23 protein-coding genes are annotated in these 16,621 nt (G+C 69.2%); 3 read left to right on the top strand and 20 right to left on the bottom strand.

Annotation, left to right across the window (positions count from 1 at the left end):
* Positions 1-143: 143 nt before the first annotated feature.
* From VGC13_RS22455 to VGC13_RS22390, 14 genes are all read right to left on the bottom strand, one after another.
* Positions 144-728 (bottom strand): helix-turn-helix transcriptional regulator, encoded by a 585-nt coding sequence (locus VGC13_RS22455; protein ID WP_331127536.1) that lies wholly within the window; start codon positions 726-728, stop codon positions 144-146.
* Between the two features lie 632 nt (positions 729-1,360).
* On the bottom strand, positions 1,361-1,585 hold the full coding sequence (locus tag VGC13_RS22450; protein WP_331127535.1) for a hypothetical protein: 225 nt from the start codon (positions 1,583-1,585) through the stop codon (positions 1,361-1,363).
* Positions 1,582-1,989, bottom strand: coding sequence for a phage protein GemA/Gp16 family protein (locus VGC13_RS22445; RefSeq protein WP_331127534.1), 408 nt, complete (start codon positions 1,987-1,989; stop codon positions 1,582-1,584). Before VGC13_RS22445 ends, VGC13_RS22450 begins: the two co-directional genes overlap by 4 nt.
* Positions 1,990-2,034: 45 nt before the next feature.
* Entirely contained in the window at positions 2,035-2,436 is a 402-nt protein-coding gene (locus VGC13_RS22440; RefSeq protein ID WP_331127533.1) for a hypothetical protein, read from the bottom strand.
* A gap of 4 nt (positions 2,437-2,440) precedes the next feature.
* Complete coding sequence (locus VGC13_RS22435; protein WP_331127532.1) at positions 2,441-2,794, bottom strand: hypothetical protein; 354 nt, start codon at positions 2,792-2,794, stop codon at positions 2,441-2,443.
* Positions 2,787-3,263, bottom strand: a complete 477-nt coding sequence (locus tag VGC13_RS22430) for a hypothetical protein (RefSeq protein WP_331127531.1) — start codon at positions 3,261-3,263, stop codon at positions 2,787-2,789. The genes VGC13_RS22435 and VGC13_RS22430 overlap by 8 nt, the downstream gene beginning before the upstream one ends.
* Before the next feature lie 238 nt (positions 3,264-3,501).
* Positions 3,502-3,735, bottom strand: a complete 234-nt coding sequence (locus VGC13_RS22425; protein ID WP_331127530.1) for a hypothetical protein — start codon at positions 3,733-3,735, stop codon at positions 3,502-3,504.
* A gap of 74 nt (positions 3,736-3,809) precedes the next feature.
* Positions 3,810-5,105 (bottom strand): ExeA family protein, encoded by a 1,296-nt coding sequence (locus tag VGC13_RS22420; protein ID WP_331127529.1) that lies wholly within the window; start codon positions 5,103-5,105, stop codon positions 3,810-3,812.
* The gene (locus VGC13_RS22415; RefSeq protein ID WP_331127528.1) at positions 5,102-5,425 is read right to left on the bottom strand and encodes a hypothetical protein; all 324 of its coding nucleotides are present in this window, start codon (positions 5,423-5,425) and stop codon (positions 5,102-5,104) included. The genes VGC13_RS22420 and VGC13_RS22415 overlap by 4 nt, the downstream gene beginning before the upstream one ends.
* Positions 5,422-5,964, bottom strand: coding sequence for a hypothetical protein (locus tag VGC13_RS22410; protein WP_331127527.1), 543 nt, complete (start codon positions 5,962-5,964; stop codon positions 5,422-5,424). Before VGC13_RS22410 ends, VGC13_RS22415 begins: the two co-directional genes overlap by 4 nt.
* Before the next feature lie 39 nt (positions 5,965-6,003).
* Entirely contained in the window at positions 6,004-7,671 is a 1,668-nt protein-coding gene (locus VGC13_RS22405; RefSeq protein WP_331127526.1) for a DDE-type integrase/transposase/recombinase, read from the bottom strand.
* Between the two features lie 11 nt (positions 7,672-7,682).
* The gene (locus tag VGC13_RS22400; RefSeq protein ID WP_331127525.1) at positions 7,683-7,910 is read right to left on the bottom strand and encodes a hypothetical protein; all 228 of its coding nucleotides are present in this window, start codon (positions 7,908-7,910) and stop codon (positions 7,683-7,685) included.
* Between the two features lie 101 nt (positions 7,911-8,011).
* A complete protein-coding gene (locus tag VGC13_RS22395) occupies positions 8,012-8,359 on the bottom strand; it encodes a hypothetical protein (RefSeq protein ID WP_331127524.1) in 348 nt (115 codons plus the stop codon).
* Between the two features lie 35 nt (positions 8,360-8,394).
* Positions 8,395-9,138, bottom strand: a complete 744-nt coding sequence (locus VGC13_RS22390; RefSeq protein WP_331127523.1) for a hypothetical protein — start codon at positions 9,136-9,138, stop codon at positions 8,395-8,397.
* A 39-nt stretch (positions 9,139-9,177) separates the two neighbouring features.
* Between VGC13_RS22390 and VGC13_RS22385 the strand changes: the two genes are divergently transcribed.
* Positions 9,178-9,315: a hypothetical protein gene (locus VGC13_RS22385; RefSeq protein ID WP_331127522.1), complete on the top strand. Its 138-nt coding sequence runs from the start codon at positions 9,178-9,180 to the stop codon at positions 9,313-9,315.
* Between the two features lie 181 nt (positions 9,316-9,496).
* Here the strand turns inward: VGC13_RS22385 and VGC13_RS22380 are convergent, their stop codons facing one another.
* The 6 genes from VGC13_RS22380 to VGC13_RS22355 all read right to left on the bottom strand — a co-directional run bounded on the left by VGC13_RS22380 (position 9,497) and on the right by VGC13_RS22355 (position 12,988).
* Positions 9,497-9,871, bottom strand: a complete 375-nt coding sequence (locus tag VGC13_RS22380) for a hypothetical protein (RefSeq protein ID WP_331127521.1) — start codon at positions 9,869-9,871, stop codon at positions 9,497-9,499.
* Positions 9,872-9,959: 88 nt separating this feature from the next.
* Positions 9,960-10,775 (bottom strand): hypothetical protein, encoded by an 816-nt coding sequence (locus VGC13_RS22375; RefSeq protein ID WP_331127520.1) that lies wholly within the window; start codon positions 10,773-10,775, stop codon positions 9,960-9,962.
* Between the two features lie 210 nt (positions 10,776-10,985).
* Positions 10,986-11,639: a hypothetical protein gene (locus VGC13_RS22370; protein WP_331127519.1), complete on the bottom strand. Its 654-nt coding sequence runs from the start codon at positions 11,637-11,639 to the stop codon at positions 10,986-10,988.
* The gene (locus tag VGC13_RS22365; protein ID WP_331127518.1) at positions 11,636-12,067 is read right to left on the bottom strand and encodes a hypothetical protein; all 432 of its coding nucleotides are present in this window, start codon (positions 12,065-12,067) and stop codon (positions 11,636-11,638) included. The genes VGC13_RS22370 and VGC13_RS22365 overlap by 4 nt, the downstream gene beginning before the upstream one ends.
* Positions 12,068-12,212: 145 nt before the next feature.
* Positions 12,213-12,758, bottom strand: coding sequence for a hypothetical protein (locus VGC13_RS22360; protein WP_331127517.1), 546 nt, complete (start codon positions 12,756-12,758; stop codon positions 12,213-12,215).
* Positions 12,755-12,988, bottom strand: coding sequence for a hypothetical protein (locus VGC13_RS22355; RefSeq protein WP_331127516.1), 234 nt, complete (start codon positions 12,986-12,988; stop codon positions 12,755-12,757). The genes VGC13_RS22360 and VGC13_RS22355 overlap by 4 nt, the downstream gene beginning before the upstream one ends.
* A 695-nt stretch (positions 12,989-13,683) precedes the next feature.
* Between VGC13_RS22355 and VGC13_RS22350 the strand changes: the two genes are divergently transcribed.
* Positions 13,684-15,003, top strand: coding sequence for a hypothetical protein (locus VGC13_RS22350; protein ID WP_331127515.1), 1,320 nt, complete (start codon positions 13,684-13,686; stop codon positions 15,001-15,003).
* A gap of 544 nt (positions 15,004-15,547) precedes the next feature.
* On the top strand, positions 15,548-16,360 hold the full coding sequence (locus tag VGC13_RS22345) for a hypothetical protein (RefSeq protein ID WP_331127514.1): 813 nt from the start codon (positions 15,548-15,550) through the stop codon (positions 16,358-16,360).
* The last annotated feature ends 261 nt before the right edge of the window (positions 16,361-16,621 follow it).

Here is a 16,621-nt window from a genome sequence, read left to right as displayed (position 1 = left end):
CCCACCCCAAGCCCTCCCCCGCAAACAGCGCGGGGGAGGGTGACGCGTGTCGAGAAACGCGAAATAAGGGGGGGTACGAAAAGCGATAACTGAAGGTGGGGGCGGGTCAGACGGCCGGGAGCCGCGGACCCGCGGAGAGACGATTACGAGCCCAAAGTAGTTCCGAGATCGGCATGCGCGCCAGCCGCTGCGATTTCGTCTTCCAGCAAGCGGTACAACTTACGCGCCGATAGCGTGTCCGGGTGGCAAAGGTTTAGGGTCAGCGTCGCCGAACCGTCCTCGCGCTCTTCGAGCCGGGCCCACCCAGCAGTTCCGACGATCCGACGCGAAGTCTCGCGGCGGGCGGCGGGAAGCCCCGGCCCCTCGCCCCTGTCCCGGGCCCGCTCGCGTTCCCTCTTCGCCGGGACAACCGCCTCAGCCGGCGCGGTGGAGGAATCATCCGCGGCGTCGAGTTCCCCATCTCTGGCGCCCGCCTCCGGCTCTGCCACCACGCTGCCTCGACTCTCACCTTCGGAAGCCCCCGCCTTTGCCTCTCGGCTCTCAAACCAGGCGAGGAGCGCCGCTTCCGTGTGCCTCTGCGGGGTTGTTTCTCCAGCGATGATCCGACGGAGCGTGTTCACCGGAATCCCGGTGTCGGCGGCAGCAGCACGAGGAGACAGACCACGACCCTCCACGTACTCCTTCAGTGCGGCTACGGCGGTAGCGATTCCAGTGCGGGTGGCGGTCAAAGGGAGCTCCTGTGGTTGAAGTGAGTGTGGTTTACTGTTCCCCTGCTTCCGCGAGGCTGCCGTGGCTTCTGCAGTGACATCGCTGGCTTCGTGACTTGGTTTGATCACACGCGCATCCAAACGCGCTCTGCGGCGGGCGCGAATGTGCGGCGCCGGCATTCGAACACGGATCGGGGTCTCCAATGTGCATCCCCCGCAGAACCCGTCCTGTTCTTCGCCAACACAGACTGGAGGTACGCCGCGCCGCCTTGTCGGTCCGCATCTGTCGCAACGCAGCGACAAAAACCCTTACGGAACGGCGTCGTCGTGCCAGTGATGCCGTCGGTTCTATACCCGATGGCTACCCGGCTCCCGCATCCGGGGCATCGCTGGAAAATGAACTCGGTCATCGATTTACTCCGTGCTCATCCAGGAAGCTCAGCTGCGCGGCGGACCCGGCGTGTGGGTCGGACGCCCCGGCTCGGGGGGTTGCGTCTTTAGCGCCACGAGCGCGCCGCGTCTGTTTCTTCTTCGCTGCCTTCTTCCGCCGCACCCGCGGATGACCCGGCGCCAAGCGTGCGGGGAGACGCGTTCCCGGCGTCGGCGTCCGTAGCCCCCAGCGCCGACGACCACGTCGAGGCTGGTGAGGAACTCTATGAGCTCGTGTCGCCTGACCCGGTAGTGGTGGAGAGCGGCGTTCCGGGACCACCGATCGCGCCCATGTTGCCGGCGGCCGCCTGCCGCTCGAGCCACTTCTTCGAAAACTGCTCGCGCGGTTGCCCGCGATTGATCGCGCGGTGCACGTCCTTGAGCCGTACGAGGTCCGGAGGGAGCTTGCCTTCCCAGTACGCCCGCTGGGCTGCCTCCCTCGTCGTCATCCCGATCCACCCTTCAGCCCCCAGTCGCGGCGCTTCTTGAGGGCCTCGACGACTCTCGTCGCATCCGATGCGGTGAGCGGCGCTGGCTTCCGGATCACCCTGTTGCAGACGCCGGCGAAGTAGGCGTCGCGAACGAAGTCGCCACCGATCTCCCGGCGCAGCTCATCAATGAGCTGCCGGTGACCCGGGCTGATCATAGCCGTGACACCAGCGACCCGTCGTTTTCCGGACGACTTGCCCGCGGACCCGCGGCCAGAACGCGCGCCGAGCAGGACGAGCGCGTCCAGGACGGCCTGTGCCTGGTTCCGGTCCAGGCGGCGAGTCGATCGCTGGCCGCTGACGTGCTCGACAATGTCGCGCAGCCCTGGTTCCCCGATACCGACCTCGCCGGCCGCGGCGAACATCTTTGTGATCAGAGCCCGGGTAGGCATAAGCGATTTCCCCCCCTTCTATGAAGCCTTTGGGAGCCGCAGCTCCAGCTGCGCGTGCCGCAGGTAGTCCTGGAGCGACATACGCCGCAGGGCGGCGGCGCGAGTGAGCTCCGCGACCGCGCGGTCGTGGAGCAGCGTAACGGTCTCCTCGAGCTCCTCCGCGCTGTCGATGAGGTAGTTACCGAACGGCGTGGTCATGCCGGTTCCGATGGGCCAGTGGTGCACGAGGATCAGCTGGCTGATGACCTTCTGTGTCTTCCTGACGGATAGCTCCGCGACGCGGGCCACCTCGGGCACCTGCCGCGCATTCGCTCGCCCCCACCGAAGCGCGGCCGCGACCGCCCTCTCCTCGAGATCCAGAGATCCCCAGGCGAGCCGAGGCCGCGTCGACTCGAGATGAAGGGCGAGCTGGTGATCCATGCCGCTACCGCTGCTTTCCGCGCCGTACCGCGTTCCAGATGTGCGGATTGCAGCGAGCGCGCTTGCAGTACAGGGCGCCATCCGCGATCGCGCCGTTGCAGGTTCGGCAGCGCGTCGGATTGACGTCGAACATGTACTGGACCTGCTCGTCCGGGCGCTTCGGGGGCGGGGGGACAGGCAGCCCCACCGATAGCGCGCGAGCGCACGCACGGACATGGCGAGCGCACGCCTTCTCGTACCTCCGCTGCGCGCGCCACCGCGTGGCGAACACGGGGTCCCGGTCGCGGCGCTCGCGCTGGCGCTTGCGCCAGCGGGCTTTCTGGTTAGCGACGTCGCCCTTTCCTCCGCGCTCAGCCATTCTCTGCCTCCTGCGTCGAGGGAGCAGCAGCCGTAGCGGCGCGGGTCCTGGCTAGCGTCTGCTTCCAGAGCGCCCCGGCCGCGAGCCGCTCGCGGCAGCCCGGGCAGTACGGTGGAGCTGCCGTAGGCTCACCGGCCTGGCTGCTCAGCTCATCGACGGCCGACGCGCGGGCGCCCCGGAGCGAGTACTCGGCGACCAGGACCGTGAGCACGGTGCAGTAGGTCTGGTGGCCGGCGGCGCGGCGCAGGTCGCGGAGCGCGCTGCGCAGCTCGGCCGAGACACGGAGTCCCAGCGCTTCGGCGGCGGTCGCTTCATAGCGCAGCGGTTCGTTGGCGGCGCCGGCGGCCGTGCACATACCCGTGTGCGCGTAGCCCCCGATCGACAGGACGGCGGCGGTCGCGACAGCCAGGTGCCCGTGCTCGGACACCATCCGCGCGACGTGCTCCCGGAGCTGGGTGGCGGAAGTCATCACCGGCTGTCCTCCCACGGGCGACAGATTCGCCGGAGCCAGTCCGGCAGCAAGGCCAGTCCTGCCCTCGCCCTCAGCTTTTCCGTGATCCCCTTGTAGAACGGGCACTGGTAGTGGCGCCCCGTATCCAGAGCGAGGTCGTAAATACGCTTCCTGGTGGGATGGCAGGTACCGCGATGCGGGCAGCCGATGCAGCCCTTGCTCGGCGCGTACTCGGCGGTGTTCGTCCCCGCGGCCATCATGCCGCGCCCGCCGCCGGCGCCGCGGCCGTGTCGAGTGCTTCAACCTCCAGGACCACGCGCCCGCTGCCCATGATGCACGCGCACCGGTCCGGCGCGGGGACGGCGTGAGCCCGGCAGATCCACTCCAGGTCCACCGTCTCGGTGGGGGCCGAGAACGGGTGCCGGTCGACGACTCGCCGGGCGCTGCACCTGCGGCACTCCTGATAGTCGTGGCGGCCCGTCCCGGCCACGGGTCGCCAATCGTGAAAGCCGAGCGCGCAGCCCCCGGGCGGCTCCATCAGGGCCACGACTCCCTTCCGCGCGCTCACGCGGCGCCCCACGCTTGCAGCGCCGGCGACTTCGCAGCCAGAACATCCTTGACCGTCTCCGCCGTCACCAGGTCCTCGCCGCGCGCATTTGCACAGTTAAGCGCGCCGACTGCCAGGTTGTTGAGGACGAGCGGCGTCCTTGGGCGCGAGGGCTGGCCCTCGCCCTTGGGCGTTGCCAGCAGCCGCTCCATTTCCGCAACCGCCGCGGGAGCGAACACGTGGTCCACGTGGCGATCACCGACGAGTGCGAGCCTGCTGGCGAGATAGGACCGGATCTCGCCTTCCGCGAGTGCCGGCAGCTCGACCTTGACCGCACGCAGTGCGACCTCTGTGAGCAACGGGTTGCGCGCCGGATCCAGCTTCACCCCGAGGTCCGGCTGCCCGATCAAGATGATGCCGAGCAGTGGCATGAAGCCGTGCCGTCCCTCGTGCAGGCGCTTCAGGTCCTTGAGCGTCTCGGGCCTCAGCTCGTGCGCGTCCTCGATCAGGAGGACGATGCGGTGCCGGTCCTTGTGGTAGCGCAGCAGCACCGCCTCCAGCTTCGCGTCGCGCGCGTTGGTGGCCTGCGGGACCGCATCGTCGGTGAGCTCGCGGAGCAGCTCCATCACGATGTGGCCGAGCTCCATCTTGCGGCGCTCGATGTTGGCCGGCGTGACGACCACCAGGCGGTGCGGCTCCGTGATCGCGGCCGCGTCGGCCATGGCGCGTGCGCGGAGCGTGGTCTTGCCCGTCCCCGGCGGACCGTAGACGGCGCTAAAGCCGCCGCCGGTGGCGGCCTGGGTCAGCAGCAGCCGCACGGACGCCTGTGCGCGGGAGAGGAAGATGTGGTCGAGCCGCGGCTGGCCCTCGTCGTCGTACAGCGCCGAGGCGGCGAAGGGGTTGTTGAAAAGCCCGAAGCGTCTGCGCGCCCCGTCGCTCAGGAACTGCGCGAGCATGAATACCTCCGAGTACGGGGTGGTGAGTACCTGGTCCTTCTTGGTCTGGCCGGACATAAGAGGAGTGGAGCGGTGTGCCGGCGCATCGCCCGGAGCGACGACCGTCCGGCCCGACTCCGGCTCCCAAAGGTCCGGCGGCACCTCGATCGCACGCTCCTCGAGCAGGCGCTCCACCATCGCGGTGCCGCCCTCGAGCGGCCGGGCGCGGTTCAGGAACCGGCTCCACGTCGTCGCGCTCCATCCGAACCGCGCGACCAGGGCGCCCAGCGACACACCCTTGTCCTCCAGGTACCGCCTTGCGCGGAACGGGTTGATCGCCGCGGCGGGCGCCTTCGTCGCTGGCCGGCCGCCGCTCACCTCTTCCTCCCGCGTCCGGCCGGCGCCGCGGCCGCCGGCGGGATCACGCCGACATAGACGGTTGCCGACCACCCGCCGGCGGGGTCCTGGTCGGCCGTCACCTGCACCTGGACGTCGCTTCTGTTCGGCGCGTCTTTGATCAGTCGCGCAACCGCCTCGCGCGCTCGGCGGGCTGCCGACCCGAGAGCCAGGTAGGGGCGCAGGGCATCGCCGCCCCCCGCATCGCCCGCCGAACAAGCTCCCCGCAGCTGCGCGTCCAGCGCGCTGTCCAGCAGCTTCGGAACCGAGCTGCGGCTGCCGCGGACGGTGACGTGGATCATTCGAAGTCCGGCTGGTCAAAGGTGGGCAGGTCGCAGCCGGAGCGGACGTCGGTCACCATCCGCCTCAGCTGGCTCTCGAGCTCCTGCTGCTGGCGCCCCTGTGCGATCGACAGGCGGATCCGGATTGTGTCGGCCTGGCGCCGGCAGAGGATGCACGCCTCGCCGAGCGCGGGATCGCGCTGCAGCGTGCTGCGCGCGACCACCGCGCCGCAGACCGCGCACGCGCCGGGCGGGATGACGCCGGCCGCGGGCGTCGTCGCCGCCCCTGAACCCTGAAGCGAAGGATGCATGTCCCTGGTCAGGCGGCCGGGGAAGTGGGCGCCGGCGCCACATAGAACTCGGCGCGCCGCCGGCCGTCCGCGCCCACGATCCAGGCGCGGACGTAGTGTTCGCAGCGCGACGTCGCGGCCGGAAAGCCCGGCGGTGCGCTCGCTGCCCTTCCAGGTGACGACGATGGGTTTGCCGCAGCCGCTGACCGGGCACGTGCCGGCGTAGGTCTCCTCGTGCTGGAGCGTGAGGGTCGTTGTTGTCTTGGGCATTGCTGTCGATCCTTTCCGTAAAGGAGAAACGTCTCTTGTTCAGGCCAGCGCGAGCAGCGTGTGCGGCTGCTCGGGTGCCCGGCGGGTGTAGTCGTCGATCCACTGCTTCAGCTCGGCCTCGGGGATCTCCGGCCGGCCGGCGAACAGCGTGTCCAGCGCCGTGCGCTCTGCCGGCGTGGGTGGCGTGCAGATGACGCTGTCCGCCGCGAGGCGATCGATCGCCTTGCCGCGGCGGATCATTCGGACAGCCGCGGTCGCGGCGGCGGCCGTGAGCGGGTGCTCCACTTCATTCAGACGTGCGACGAACGTCTCGGCCGTGCGATCGAGCCGGTAGTCGTGCACGAGGTGCGGATCCAGGTGCGACAGGTCGCGCTGCTGCAGCTCCCTCTTCAGCACCACGGCCTGCGGGACGGGGGAGGACTTGAAGTCGCCGGCGACGTCAGGCTCGGCGATCACCGCCTCGATCTCGTACTCCTCCCGGTCCAGCACCACGATGATCTTCGACAGGTCGTGCTTCCGGTACCGGACCGGCACCCGGCCCTGGCGGTAGCTGATGAAGGGCTCCCGGTCCGGCAGCTGGTAGGTCTTGCCCTCGAGCTCGATCGTCATCGTCTTGCTGACACGGCGGTCGGTCGGGATGAAGAGCATCCGGGCAACCACCTCCTGCGGGGGCAGAAGCCTGAGCGGCTGGTCCCGCATCCCGCCGAGCCAGCGGTGGAAGGGGCTCTGGCGCGTGACCGAGTGCTCGCGGCGGTTCAGGTAGACCAGGTGCTTCTCGAACCAGAAGTTCATCTCGTCCAGGCCCTGGAAGCGCTTCATCTGCGTGAAGCGCTCGAACGCCTGGATGATCGCGATGCCCCGCTCCACCTTGCCCTTCGCCTGGGCGTTGGTTTCCGTCGGGGTGGACGGATCGGCCATGCGGTACCTGACGCCGAGCTCGTCGAGCACGCGCGTGAGCTCCTTGCTCTTGAGACCGCTGCCCTGGTCGGAGTAGACCTGCTCGGGGAGGCCGTAGGCGGGCCAGTAGGACGGATCCGCCGGCTTCGCCCAAGCCCGCAGCATCAGGTCGCGCCAGGACACGGCGGCCTCCGATGTGTAGAAGCGCCCCCACTTGGTGCGGCTGAAGTCGTCGATGCCGTGAATGAGCCACACGCGGGGGCGGCCGTTGCCGTCCTTGTTCTTGTTGAGCGCCTCCGGCGTCTCGTGCCCGATCGATCCGCCGTGGTCGATGTAATAGCAGCGCGCGACGGTGGAATCGAATTGGTGCGTGTGGTTCGAGTACGGAGCCTGCCAGCTCCGGTGGATCCGCAGGTCCATCCCGTTGTGGCGGCGGCTCACCTGGTGCTGTGCGAGCTGGCGCCTGAGCGTCGCTGGCGTGATGTCGACAGGCGCGAGGCCCAGCTTCTGCCGATTTGCGTTAAGCACGTCGATGGCGCTCTCCGCGTCGAACTCGAACTTGACCGTCAGCGCCGCCAGGTCGAGGAACGTGTCCTCGTCCACCGCCTTGAGGCTCCCCGCGTCCTTGCGGCGCTTGCGCCCGCGCACCGGGGTCGCCTCCTCGAGCGCTCGGTAGATGGTGGAGACGTGGCAGCCGAGCAGCTGCGCCTGCTCCTGCGCGAAGACGCGGCGCTGGCCCTCGGCGATGGATTCCGCGGCGGTTACGAGATCCTTGCGCTGGGGCGGGGTGAGCTTGGAGACGCGCGGCACGGCGGGGCGGCTCAGGCGGACGGGAGTGGGATGAGTACGTCGGGACCGGCGAGCGAGCCGCGGAGCGAGCCTGAGTCGCCGTGCGTCGTGGTGTACGTCTCCACGAACCCAGCCGGCGCGGCCGTGTCGTGCCACTCGCCGCCGCGAACCTCGGCGTGCGACAGCATTCCCAGGATGCGCGTGCGAGCGCCGGGGTTCGCGGTGGGCTCGCTCGCGCTGACGGCGAGAGAGCGCCACATGGGCTCGGCTCCCGGGATGCTCAGGCCCCAGTAGATCACGCATAGCTCCTCACCGGCGCCGAGGATCGCGCTCAGCTGCGTTACGATGGAGGCGGCCGGCTTCACGCGGGCACCGCCTGCCGCCGCGCGGGGCGAAGCATCAGGTACGCGTCACAACCGCACCGCAGGGTTGCCGGCATCCGGCTTCCGATCGCGTCGCAGTACCTGCAGCCCCACTCCATCGCCTCCGGGGCAGGAGCGGGCGCCGCGTCGGCCGCGGCGCCGGAGTCGATCCACCGGAGACGCCGGCGGATCGCCGCGCAGCGCTTGGTGTTGCCCGGCACGTCCCCGCGGTCGGCGAGAACGGCTGCGAGGACGTCGCGTGGCGCCGTCTCCACGGCGCTGGTGAAGTTGATGTCCGTGACCGGGACCAGGAGCCACGACCGGTAGCTCTCGTGGCGCTGCGGCACGACGCTGCGGACTTCGGCTGGCGGGCGCGGCGGCATCAGTACGCCTCCACGAGCCAGGCGTTGTCCAGGTCGAAGAGCGCCACCGGCACGTCGCCGCGCGCGCGGAACTGGGCCCGTTCACCGTCGGTGAGCGGCCGCGCGTGCACCGTCATGCCGACGGCGAGCAGTTGCCAGCCGAGATCGCGCGCAGCATCCCGGTCCGTCACCAGGTCGCGCCGTCCGTACTCGCGCTGGGCGAGGGCGGTGTGACAGCGATCGCGGAGCTCGCGGATCAAGTCGGCCTCGACATGGTCCCACTCGATGCTGAGTGCGAAGCCGGCGCCCACCTCGATTATCGGATCGTAGCCCGTGCAGTCATCACCGGCGTCCTCGGCGTCGTCGATCTCCACGCCGCAGCGCCCGCACATGCCGTCCAGCTCGTCGAACTCATGGAGACGCCGGCTCCCGACAGTGTACGTCGGTGCGGGCAGCGCGTCGCGGGTTCTGCGCACGTAGTTATCCATCAGCCCGGCCGCGGCGCGGGTTTCCGCATCCTCCTCCGCCCGGCTGGCAGCCGCTGCGGGGATCAGGTAGTAGGCGCCGTCCACCAGCACCGAGATCCGTGTCAGGTCCCCGTGCCGGTACCGGATTTCCACCGAAGTGCCGGCGACGGCCAGGAACGGCGCGCGGAGCGGAAGCGGGAACTCCTGGCCGGCGAGGCGGATCGTCAGTGCCGGGGTGACGTAGCGGGCCACCGCGATCTCGCCGTCCGGAGTGAGGCTCGTCATCGAGTTAGTCATCGGGCACCTTCACCGCTGCACGCGACGCAGGCGCGGGAGGTGCCGCCCGCGAGCACGCGTCCGCCCACGCAGCCCGGCGCGGTGCAGGCCGGCGGTTTCGCCGCGCACCGGGTGCAGAAGGGCGTGCCGCCCGGGTCGACGGCGGCGACGCCGCACCCGACGCAGCGGGTGATGTAGCTGCTGATGTCCAGGACAGGGAGGCGGGCCTCGACCCACTCGCCGTCGATCAGCCAGCGGGACGTGGCCGCCGAGGCCGCCCCCTCCCCGGGGGCGGCCTGAAGGGCGTCGTGGGAGCCCGGCGGGCAGGACGCCGGTGCTTGCGCTGCGGGGCTCTGCCCGCCGGAGCCAGTGGAGTGCATCAGCTGTCCGTCGGTACGCAGGGGTAGACTGCGGTCTCGATGGTTGTGTTGCCGTCACCACACGCGTTGCAGGTTTGCACTGCCGTGCCCGTGCCCCCGCCGCCCTGACACTCGGTCACCGTGCACGTCCAGTAGCACGTGGCGGCGCACTCTTGTGTGGGAAGCGCCGCGCACGTGCCGGGTACGCTCGGCCTCGGGCAGGCTGCGCTACCGCCTGGACAAGTGCCGGGCTGCGGGCAGGTTCCGTTGGTGCCGTATTCCACCGTCGGCAGCTCCGCCTGCGCGCCCCGGACGGTGCCATACTTGCTGCTCGCATCGTAGCCCGCCACGAATGTGACCACAGCGAGGTCTTCCAGCTTCAGCTTGAGTTTCATCGAAGTGTTCACTTTTTCCCTAGAGGTTTGATGATGATGATGCCTCGGCCCCCCCCAGCGCGCGGGCGATCGAAGCCCGCGCTTCCGTTCATCGCGATTGCACCCCTCCTTCCCCGCCCGCGCTCTCCAGCTCGTCCGGGTCGAAGTCGTCCCCGGCGGGGCCGTTGGCGTAGGCCAGCAGCGCGTTCATGTCGATCATCAGCTGGCGGCTCCAGTTGAGCACGAGCGCCGGGTCCGGCCGGCCGGTCAGCACCATGTCCGCCAGCAGCCGCACCTCCCGGAACGCGTGCGTCCACTGCTCGCTGATCGGGTCCAGCTGCGCCGCCTCGCCGCGCTTCCTCGCGTCCAGCAGCTCGGCCTTGGCCTTCGTGAGCTCGCCGGCAAGGTCCTTCATCTGCTTCATGCCGTCGCCCACGTGGTCCTGCAGCTCCGTGAGTTTGGCGGCCAGGTCCTCCATGGCCTCGCGCATCTCTTCGCGGTACTCGGGCGAGTTCGGCACGCGGCGGCCGTCCGGGAACTCCACCTCCCCGCTCTCCAGCAGCCGCGGCAGCGCGTCCGGCTCCACCTTACGGAGGCCCCGGAGAGTGCGGCGCTGCAGCCCCAGGTCGCCGGCGAGGCGCACGAAGTCCGCGCCGAGGTCGTCCAGGATCCGGAGCTGCTCGTCGATCGAGCTGCGGGACCTCCTGGCGCCCGGCAGGCGGCGGCAGAACTCTTCCCATGTGAGGCCGAGGCGCGTGTACGCGCCCGAGTCCTTGATCTCCTGCACCGTCACCAGGAACGACACGTCGGCGAAGGAGGACGCGAGGCCGAACGCCCCCGCCTGGCCGATGCGCCGGACCAGCTCCGCCAGCTCGCGCTGGTCCTCCGGGACGCGCCGCATCAGGTCGTCCAGAGTGTTCGGCACTGCCGCCGCGGCGGCAGTCTGCGGAGCGAGCATGCCCGTATTCACTGGATTTTCGGATCGGCCGACTGCCGCCCGGCGGCAGTGCGTGACGGAGTGGACACGGCCTCTTCGGCGCGGAGCTCAGCGGGCTCGCTGCGGCAATCGTAGGCAGCGGCGCACCAGGCGAGGTCGACCGGCGGGTTGGCGGCGGCCGGGCGGGGCCAGACCGCATCACCACCCATCGAGGCGGTCTCCTTCCACGGCGGGCGCGGCGGGCGGCACCTGGAGGCCGAGTGCGCGGCGGGCGCGCACCCACGGGCACGTATCCCGGTGTTCCATGGCGTCCGCGTCCTCCGGGTAGTCGGCGAAGCAGAACCAGCACACCGGTTCCTCGCTGGTGTCGACCGCGCCGAAGCCATCGTTGACGATTTCCCGGAGCACCTCGACGACGGCCGCCGGGTCGGCGGTGCCGGCGCACGCGTTCACGCAGGCCACCACGCGGTTCTGGATGCGCGGGTCCGACTCGTCGTCCAGGATCATCAGCCCCCGCCCGTCGGCGGTCCTGATCACCTCGATGTCGTCGTCCAACACCTCGATCCGCCACGGCTCCGCGTACTCCCCGGCGGCCGCGCCGTCGCTCGCCGTCCACCGCTCCACCAGCCGGGTGACCGCCTCGACCGCGGCGGCCGAGTCGTAGGCGCTGAAGAGGACGCCGCGCGCGTCTTCGCCGGCCAGCAGCCGCAGGACCGCGCCGTTGAAGAAGTCCCGGTTGAAGGTGCCCCGGCGCCAGTGCATCTCCGTCGTGGCGGGCGCGATCCCGTCGTTGTACTGGATGCAGAGCTCCAGCGCCCGGTCCGAGAGCGCGCGATGGGTAGAGGCGTTCATGAGCCGACCTTCCGCATGCGGGTGTTGGAAGTACCGGAGGCCGAGGAGACCCGCGCCGCCAGGTCGCGCTCGAGCCCCGCGGCGGTGCGGCCGTGCTCCTTGCGGAGGCGGGCGGTCTCGCGGTCCTCCTTGCGCCTGCGGGCGGCGCGGGCACGCTCGTCGCGCTCCGCCCGCTGCTTGACCTCGTAGACGAAGCGACCTTCGTCGATCAGGCTCTTGAGCCTGCCGGCCAGCTCCGCCCGGGCGGCCGCCCACTCGGCGCCCGCGGGGATGGCGCCGGGCGCCTCGAGCGCCTCAAGCACCCGCTCGGCCGCGCGGAAGTCCACGCGAACTAGGACCGAGGTGATCTCCAGCAGCTGGCGGTGCTGGTCGTGGCCCTCGGCCACGCTGGCGCGGTACAGCGGCTCGTACAGGTCGGTGTTGCTCATCAAAAGGCTCCTTTCGCGGGTGTGCTTCGGTTTCGCGCGGGTGTTCCGCCCCACCCCCTGCCCGTCCATAGCGGCCAAATTGGCGAAATTTCGCCACTTTGCGAGGTGCGGTTTCGCGCCGTTGCTAGCTTTTCTGGTCCGGCGACTACTGGCGAGCTTCGCCACTTTTGCCGGCCGCGCCGGCGCCGTCGTCCAGGAGGCTCATCTGCGACTGTTCGAGCGGTACCCGCGCTCCTACCGCGCGTGCTACGACTGCGGGGGGCTCATGCACTTCGGCGGCTACACGGGCCCCACTTTTGCCGGCCGCGCCGGCGCCGTCGTCCAGGAGGCTCATCTGCGACCACTGCTGCTTCTGGCGCCGCCGCCCGTGCCGCCGCTTCCGCCGCCGCTTTTGGCGGGCGGCGCGGGGCGGCACCTCCTCCTCCGCGCCCGGCGCCAGCGTGACGTCGAGACCGACGAGGAACTCGATCAGGTCGCCGCGGCGGACGCGGTACCAGCCCAGCCGCGTCTCGCGGCCCCCCATGGCCCCCATGTGCCCCGCGGCTGCCCGGCGCTGCAGCCACTTCAGCGTGAACAGCTCCCTCGACTGACCACGGTTGATCACCCGGTGCACATCCTTGAGAGGGATCAGGTCCCAATCACTCGGCACCTTCGCCTCCCAGTAGGCCCGCCGCTCATCCTCCCGCGTCATCGCGGGGCGTCCTGGCCGCCGCCGCTGGCGCTGGCACGGACGCGCAACTGCTTCTGCCCGGCCACCCACCGGTCCAGCGTGGACCGGGACCAGCGGGGGCGCGTACGGACGATCTCGTCAGGCTCCGCCATCACACGCGCCCAGCGCAGGTTGTAGAAGGTGCCGAGCGCGTACGGCCGTCCGTACAGCTGGGTACCCACGTAAGCCGCTGCCTCAGCGGGCGTGTACATCTCATCCTTGCCCCGGCGGCGACGGGCCATTTCCCGATTCTCCTTGCGCGAAACCTTCACGGGCCTTCATGTTTGTTCACGGACCTTCATCCGGATTTTAGTCCCGTCTGTCCCGTCTGTCAAGACCTTGAAGCCTGAACGTGCTGATCGTGCGGACCTCTTGCGAGGCCGGGTGCGCGAGCGAATCATTGCTGGGCGCACGACCTACCGTGACGCAGCCGAACAGATCGGCGGCATCTCCCGGACGGCGCTGCACGGTTTCGTGGAGAACGGGACTACTCCGTATGCCAGGACCCTCGACGCAATTGAACGCTGGCTAGACGGGACAGATGGGACGGCGCGTAGCCAAGTCTTCGTGGGCGGGGGAGAGCGGGCGGGGGCTGCGGGCGGAGGTACGCCACTGGGGGGTGAAGAGCGACGGGCGCTGGATGCCGCGCGGAGGCTGTGTGCTACGCTGACGATGTCGTGGGGTAGAGGCCAATATGCGTCACTCGAGCAGGTCGCAGAGGCCGCCCGTCAGATCGCATGCGCCATGCATCCGGTCGGAAGAGGTTATGTGGAAGGATGGGTTGATCACTTTTTGAGCGCCGAGTCCGATGCTGCCTCGCAGGAAGAAGGCGAAAAGCACCACCAGGGTAGTCAGCAGGGTCGCCGGGCGAATCCGTAGCCTCCGGGCCTGCGGTGATGATGTTGGGTTGAGTAAGGTCGACCCCGAAAGCTTCGACGCCCGCCTGAGTCGATTTGGCGGCTCCACCGTTCGGCTGGTGCTACCGTTCGCGTTCGAGTTGTCTCCGGCGGCCTGCCGATCTTGGCGGCTATACCTGAGCGTGTGGAACAGCGAGCTTGCCGACCAGTTCGCAATTCACTACGCGGAGTCGACGGCGCGTTGGCCCCGAGAGATCGACGCCACAGCGCACGACCTCTACGCCATCGTCTGTGCGATCGACGCGCAACGCAGATGGGGTGATGGTCGTGGGGTAGCGGGCACTTGGGTGGACGATGTGATCCGCCAGCTTGCGCCGATGACGGACCTCTGGACAGGCGCCTCGCTGGACGAGCTGCTCGCTATGGCGGTCAGGGTCTGGTTCAGACTTGAGGCCGACTCGCGCTCAATAGAAGACCAGGCAATGGCCTACTACGCGCTCGCCCGAGTGGGCCGACGGCACTCCTTGTTCGCGCTGGCGAAAGCCGCTGCGGAGCAGGCGATCTCCGCTGCTACTAGTGCGGCGAGGTGGGATCTGGTCGTATCTGCGCACTGGCCGATGGCCTCAGCAGCACGCCAGCGAGGCGCGTTTAAGGAGGCTAATGCTGTCCTGCGCCGCGCACTGAAGGTCGCGCGCTCCCACTCGCTACGAGAGCTGGAGGGGGCGACCCTGCACGACGCCTTTCTGGTGGCGCTGGAGGCCGGGGATGATGCGGCGGCTTTCCGGCTAGCGGACCAAGCTCGTGAAGCCTACGGCCCCGATCATCCATGGCTGCCAAGGCTCGCGTATGACGTTGGCTACTATTGGCTCACCACTGGTTACATCGGCCGCGCCTTCCCGCTGATCAGGGCGGCGGCGGAGTACTTCACCCAGCCCGATGAGCTGATGGTTGCTTGGGGCGCCGTGGCTCGTGCTGCGGGTGCCTTGCGACTGACCGCTGTATTCGAGTTCGCGGTCGGACGTGTGGCGTACTTACGAGGTTTATCGCCCACCGAACATTTCGCAGCTCAGGCCACGTTGGACATCGCGCGCGGCGCCGCGGCTCTGCTCCGCTGGACGGAGGCGGAGGGCTACGCGTCCGAGGCGCTCCAGATTGCCTCGTCTAGGCGAGAGGCCGTCCTAATCTTCGAATCCGAAGCCGTGCTGGAGTCGGTCCGGCGGCATTCCCACATCTGCTGGATCCGGGACGGCGCAGAGACGCACGGCCTGAGTGAGGCCGCCGCCCTCGCCCGCGCCCTCAGTGAGGACATGGGGGACGGCGGCGGTCATCAGTTTGCACTACTCACCCGTCTCGACTGTGGCTCTTGGTGAGAGCGGCCGGCGCGGGTCGCCTTTAGACGACGGGGGCGGGGGGAGCCTGTTCAGTTCCCCCCGTTTCCAACGCCACCGCCGCGCTTGGTGGTCGTGTCGGACTGAGTGGTAGCCGGTGGCGGTGGAGTTGCCACCGTGATGTCCCAGCTGGGTTCGTCTGTCAGGGAAGCGGACCCGGAATCCCTCTGGCGAAGCTCCATCGACTCCCCGCTTGCGACAGGCGATGATGCCGTACACGACGGCATCAGAAGGAGCAGGCCGGCCACCCCGGCGAGCAGGGTCAGCCGTCGTAGACCGCTCAAGGCCGCCCGGCGCCGGAGATCAGCAGTAGTGGTGTAGGTCATGGGTGCGATACTCCCCCTTTAACAAGTGGATAAGGGTTATGGCAGAAGAGGGTACGAGTCGTCCTCTAACAGCGCAGGGAAAATGTACGTTGCGGGTGCCGGTCCTCATAGTCCCGCGACGGCGCTGCATTTCCATCCGTGGCAGGCGCGGAAGGACGGCTCGGGTGGTGCTCCTGCTATTGGCCGTCTGGTGGCTATCCATGACCGAAGCAGCGGTCGCTGCCGCGCAGCGTGGCGGAACGCCGGGAGGGTGGGAAGAAGCGTTGCGACCCTACCGGGAGGCGGCAGCCGGCGGACGCAGCCTCTTGGGCCTGATTCCTCGGCCAGATCTCGGGGGTACTCCGCTCAACGTGTCAGCCCAGCGCTGCGCGAGCGCCGTTGTTACCGACCGCGAATTAGCGCTAGTTAGCGGGCCGGGCGAGGCTGCGGTGGGCGGCGGGGTAGATGTCCTACTGATCCCGGGCGAATCGCTAGGGCCGGTGTTCGCCGACGTGCAGGCGGTGAAGGTGATTCCCTCCGATGCCGACACACTGCGTGTCTCCGTCGTAATGGCGTTATGCGTCCGAGGAAGGTTCCACGGGTTTCTGTTGCGTAGTGGCGCCCTCTCCCTCGTCATGATTGCGCCCGCGAGGTATGGTGGTAACCCGGAATACCCGGTGCTCCGGCTGATCCGGGGGCCGCGTCTGGAGGGTGCCGTCTATTCTCTGCGCGGGATGTTGACCACTCTTGCAGAGGACAGGGAGTATTGGGCCGCCTTCGACGCGCGGACCCGCGCCGACCGGGTGCGCGCCGGCTGGTCCGAGCGGCACCTGCAGGCTGTCGCCAGGCGTGAGGTTCTCATCGGGATGACGCGGGACATGGTGCGGGCCGCGCGCGGGGCGCCGCTGCGCCAGCACCGGACGGAGACGGCACGCGGTGTGACGGAGGTGTGGGTGTACAGCGTGGGTGGCGACTACCTGCACGTCCGGTTCGAGGCGGGCCGGGTGGCGGAACTTCAGAGCGGACGCGAGTGAAAGGGGGCCAACGATTATGAAAGGCGAGACCATGCTGCAGGAGGCGCGTGCGCGCCTGCTCTGTGCTGAATACGGCGCCATTCCGTGCCCCGTCTCTCAACGGAGATGGGTCGTCGTCGTTCTGCTCGAGGTGCGGGGGGCTGCGGTCGGTTCGCAGCCAGAGCAGCAGTACGTGGTGCTGCGCGGCGTGCCTGCGGAATGGCAGGCGTGGGAGGGGAGATGGTACGAGCGGGATGCCGGCCACACCCGCCTGAGAATGCG

Source organism: Longimicrobium sp., assembly GCF_036399255.1.
In the GTDB taxonomy this organism is placed as follows: Bacteria; Gemmatimonadota; Gemmatimonadetes; order Longimicrobiales; family Longimicrobiaceae; genus Longimicrobium.
The sequence above is the reverse complement of the archived record's forward strand: the minus strand, read 5'-3'. Positions and strand labels throughout refer to the sequence as shown.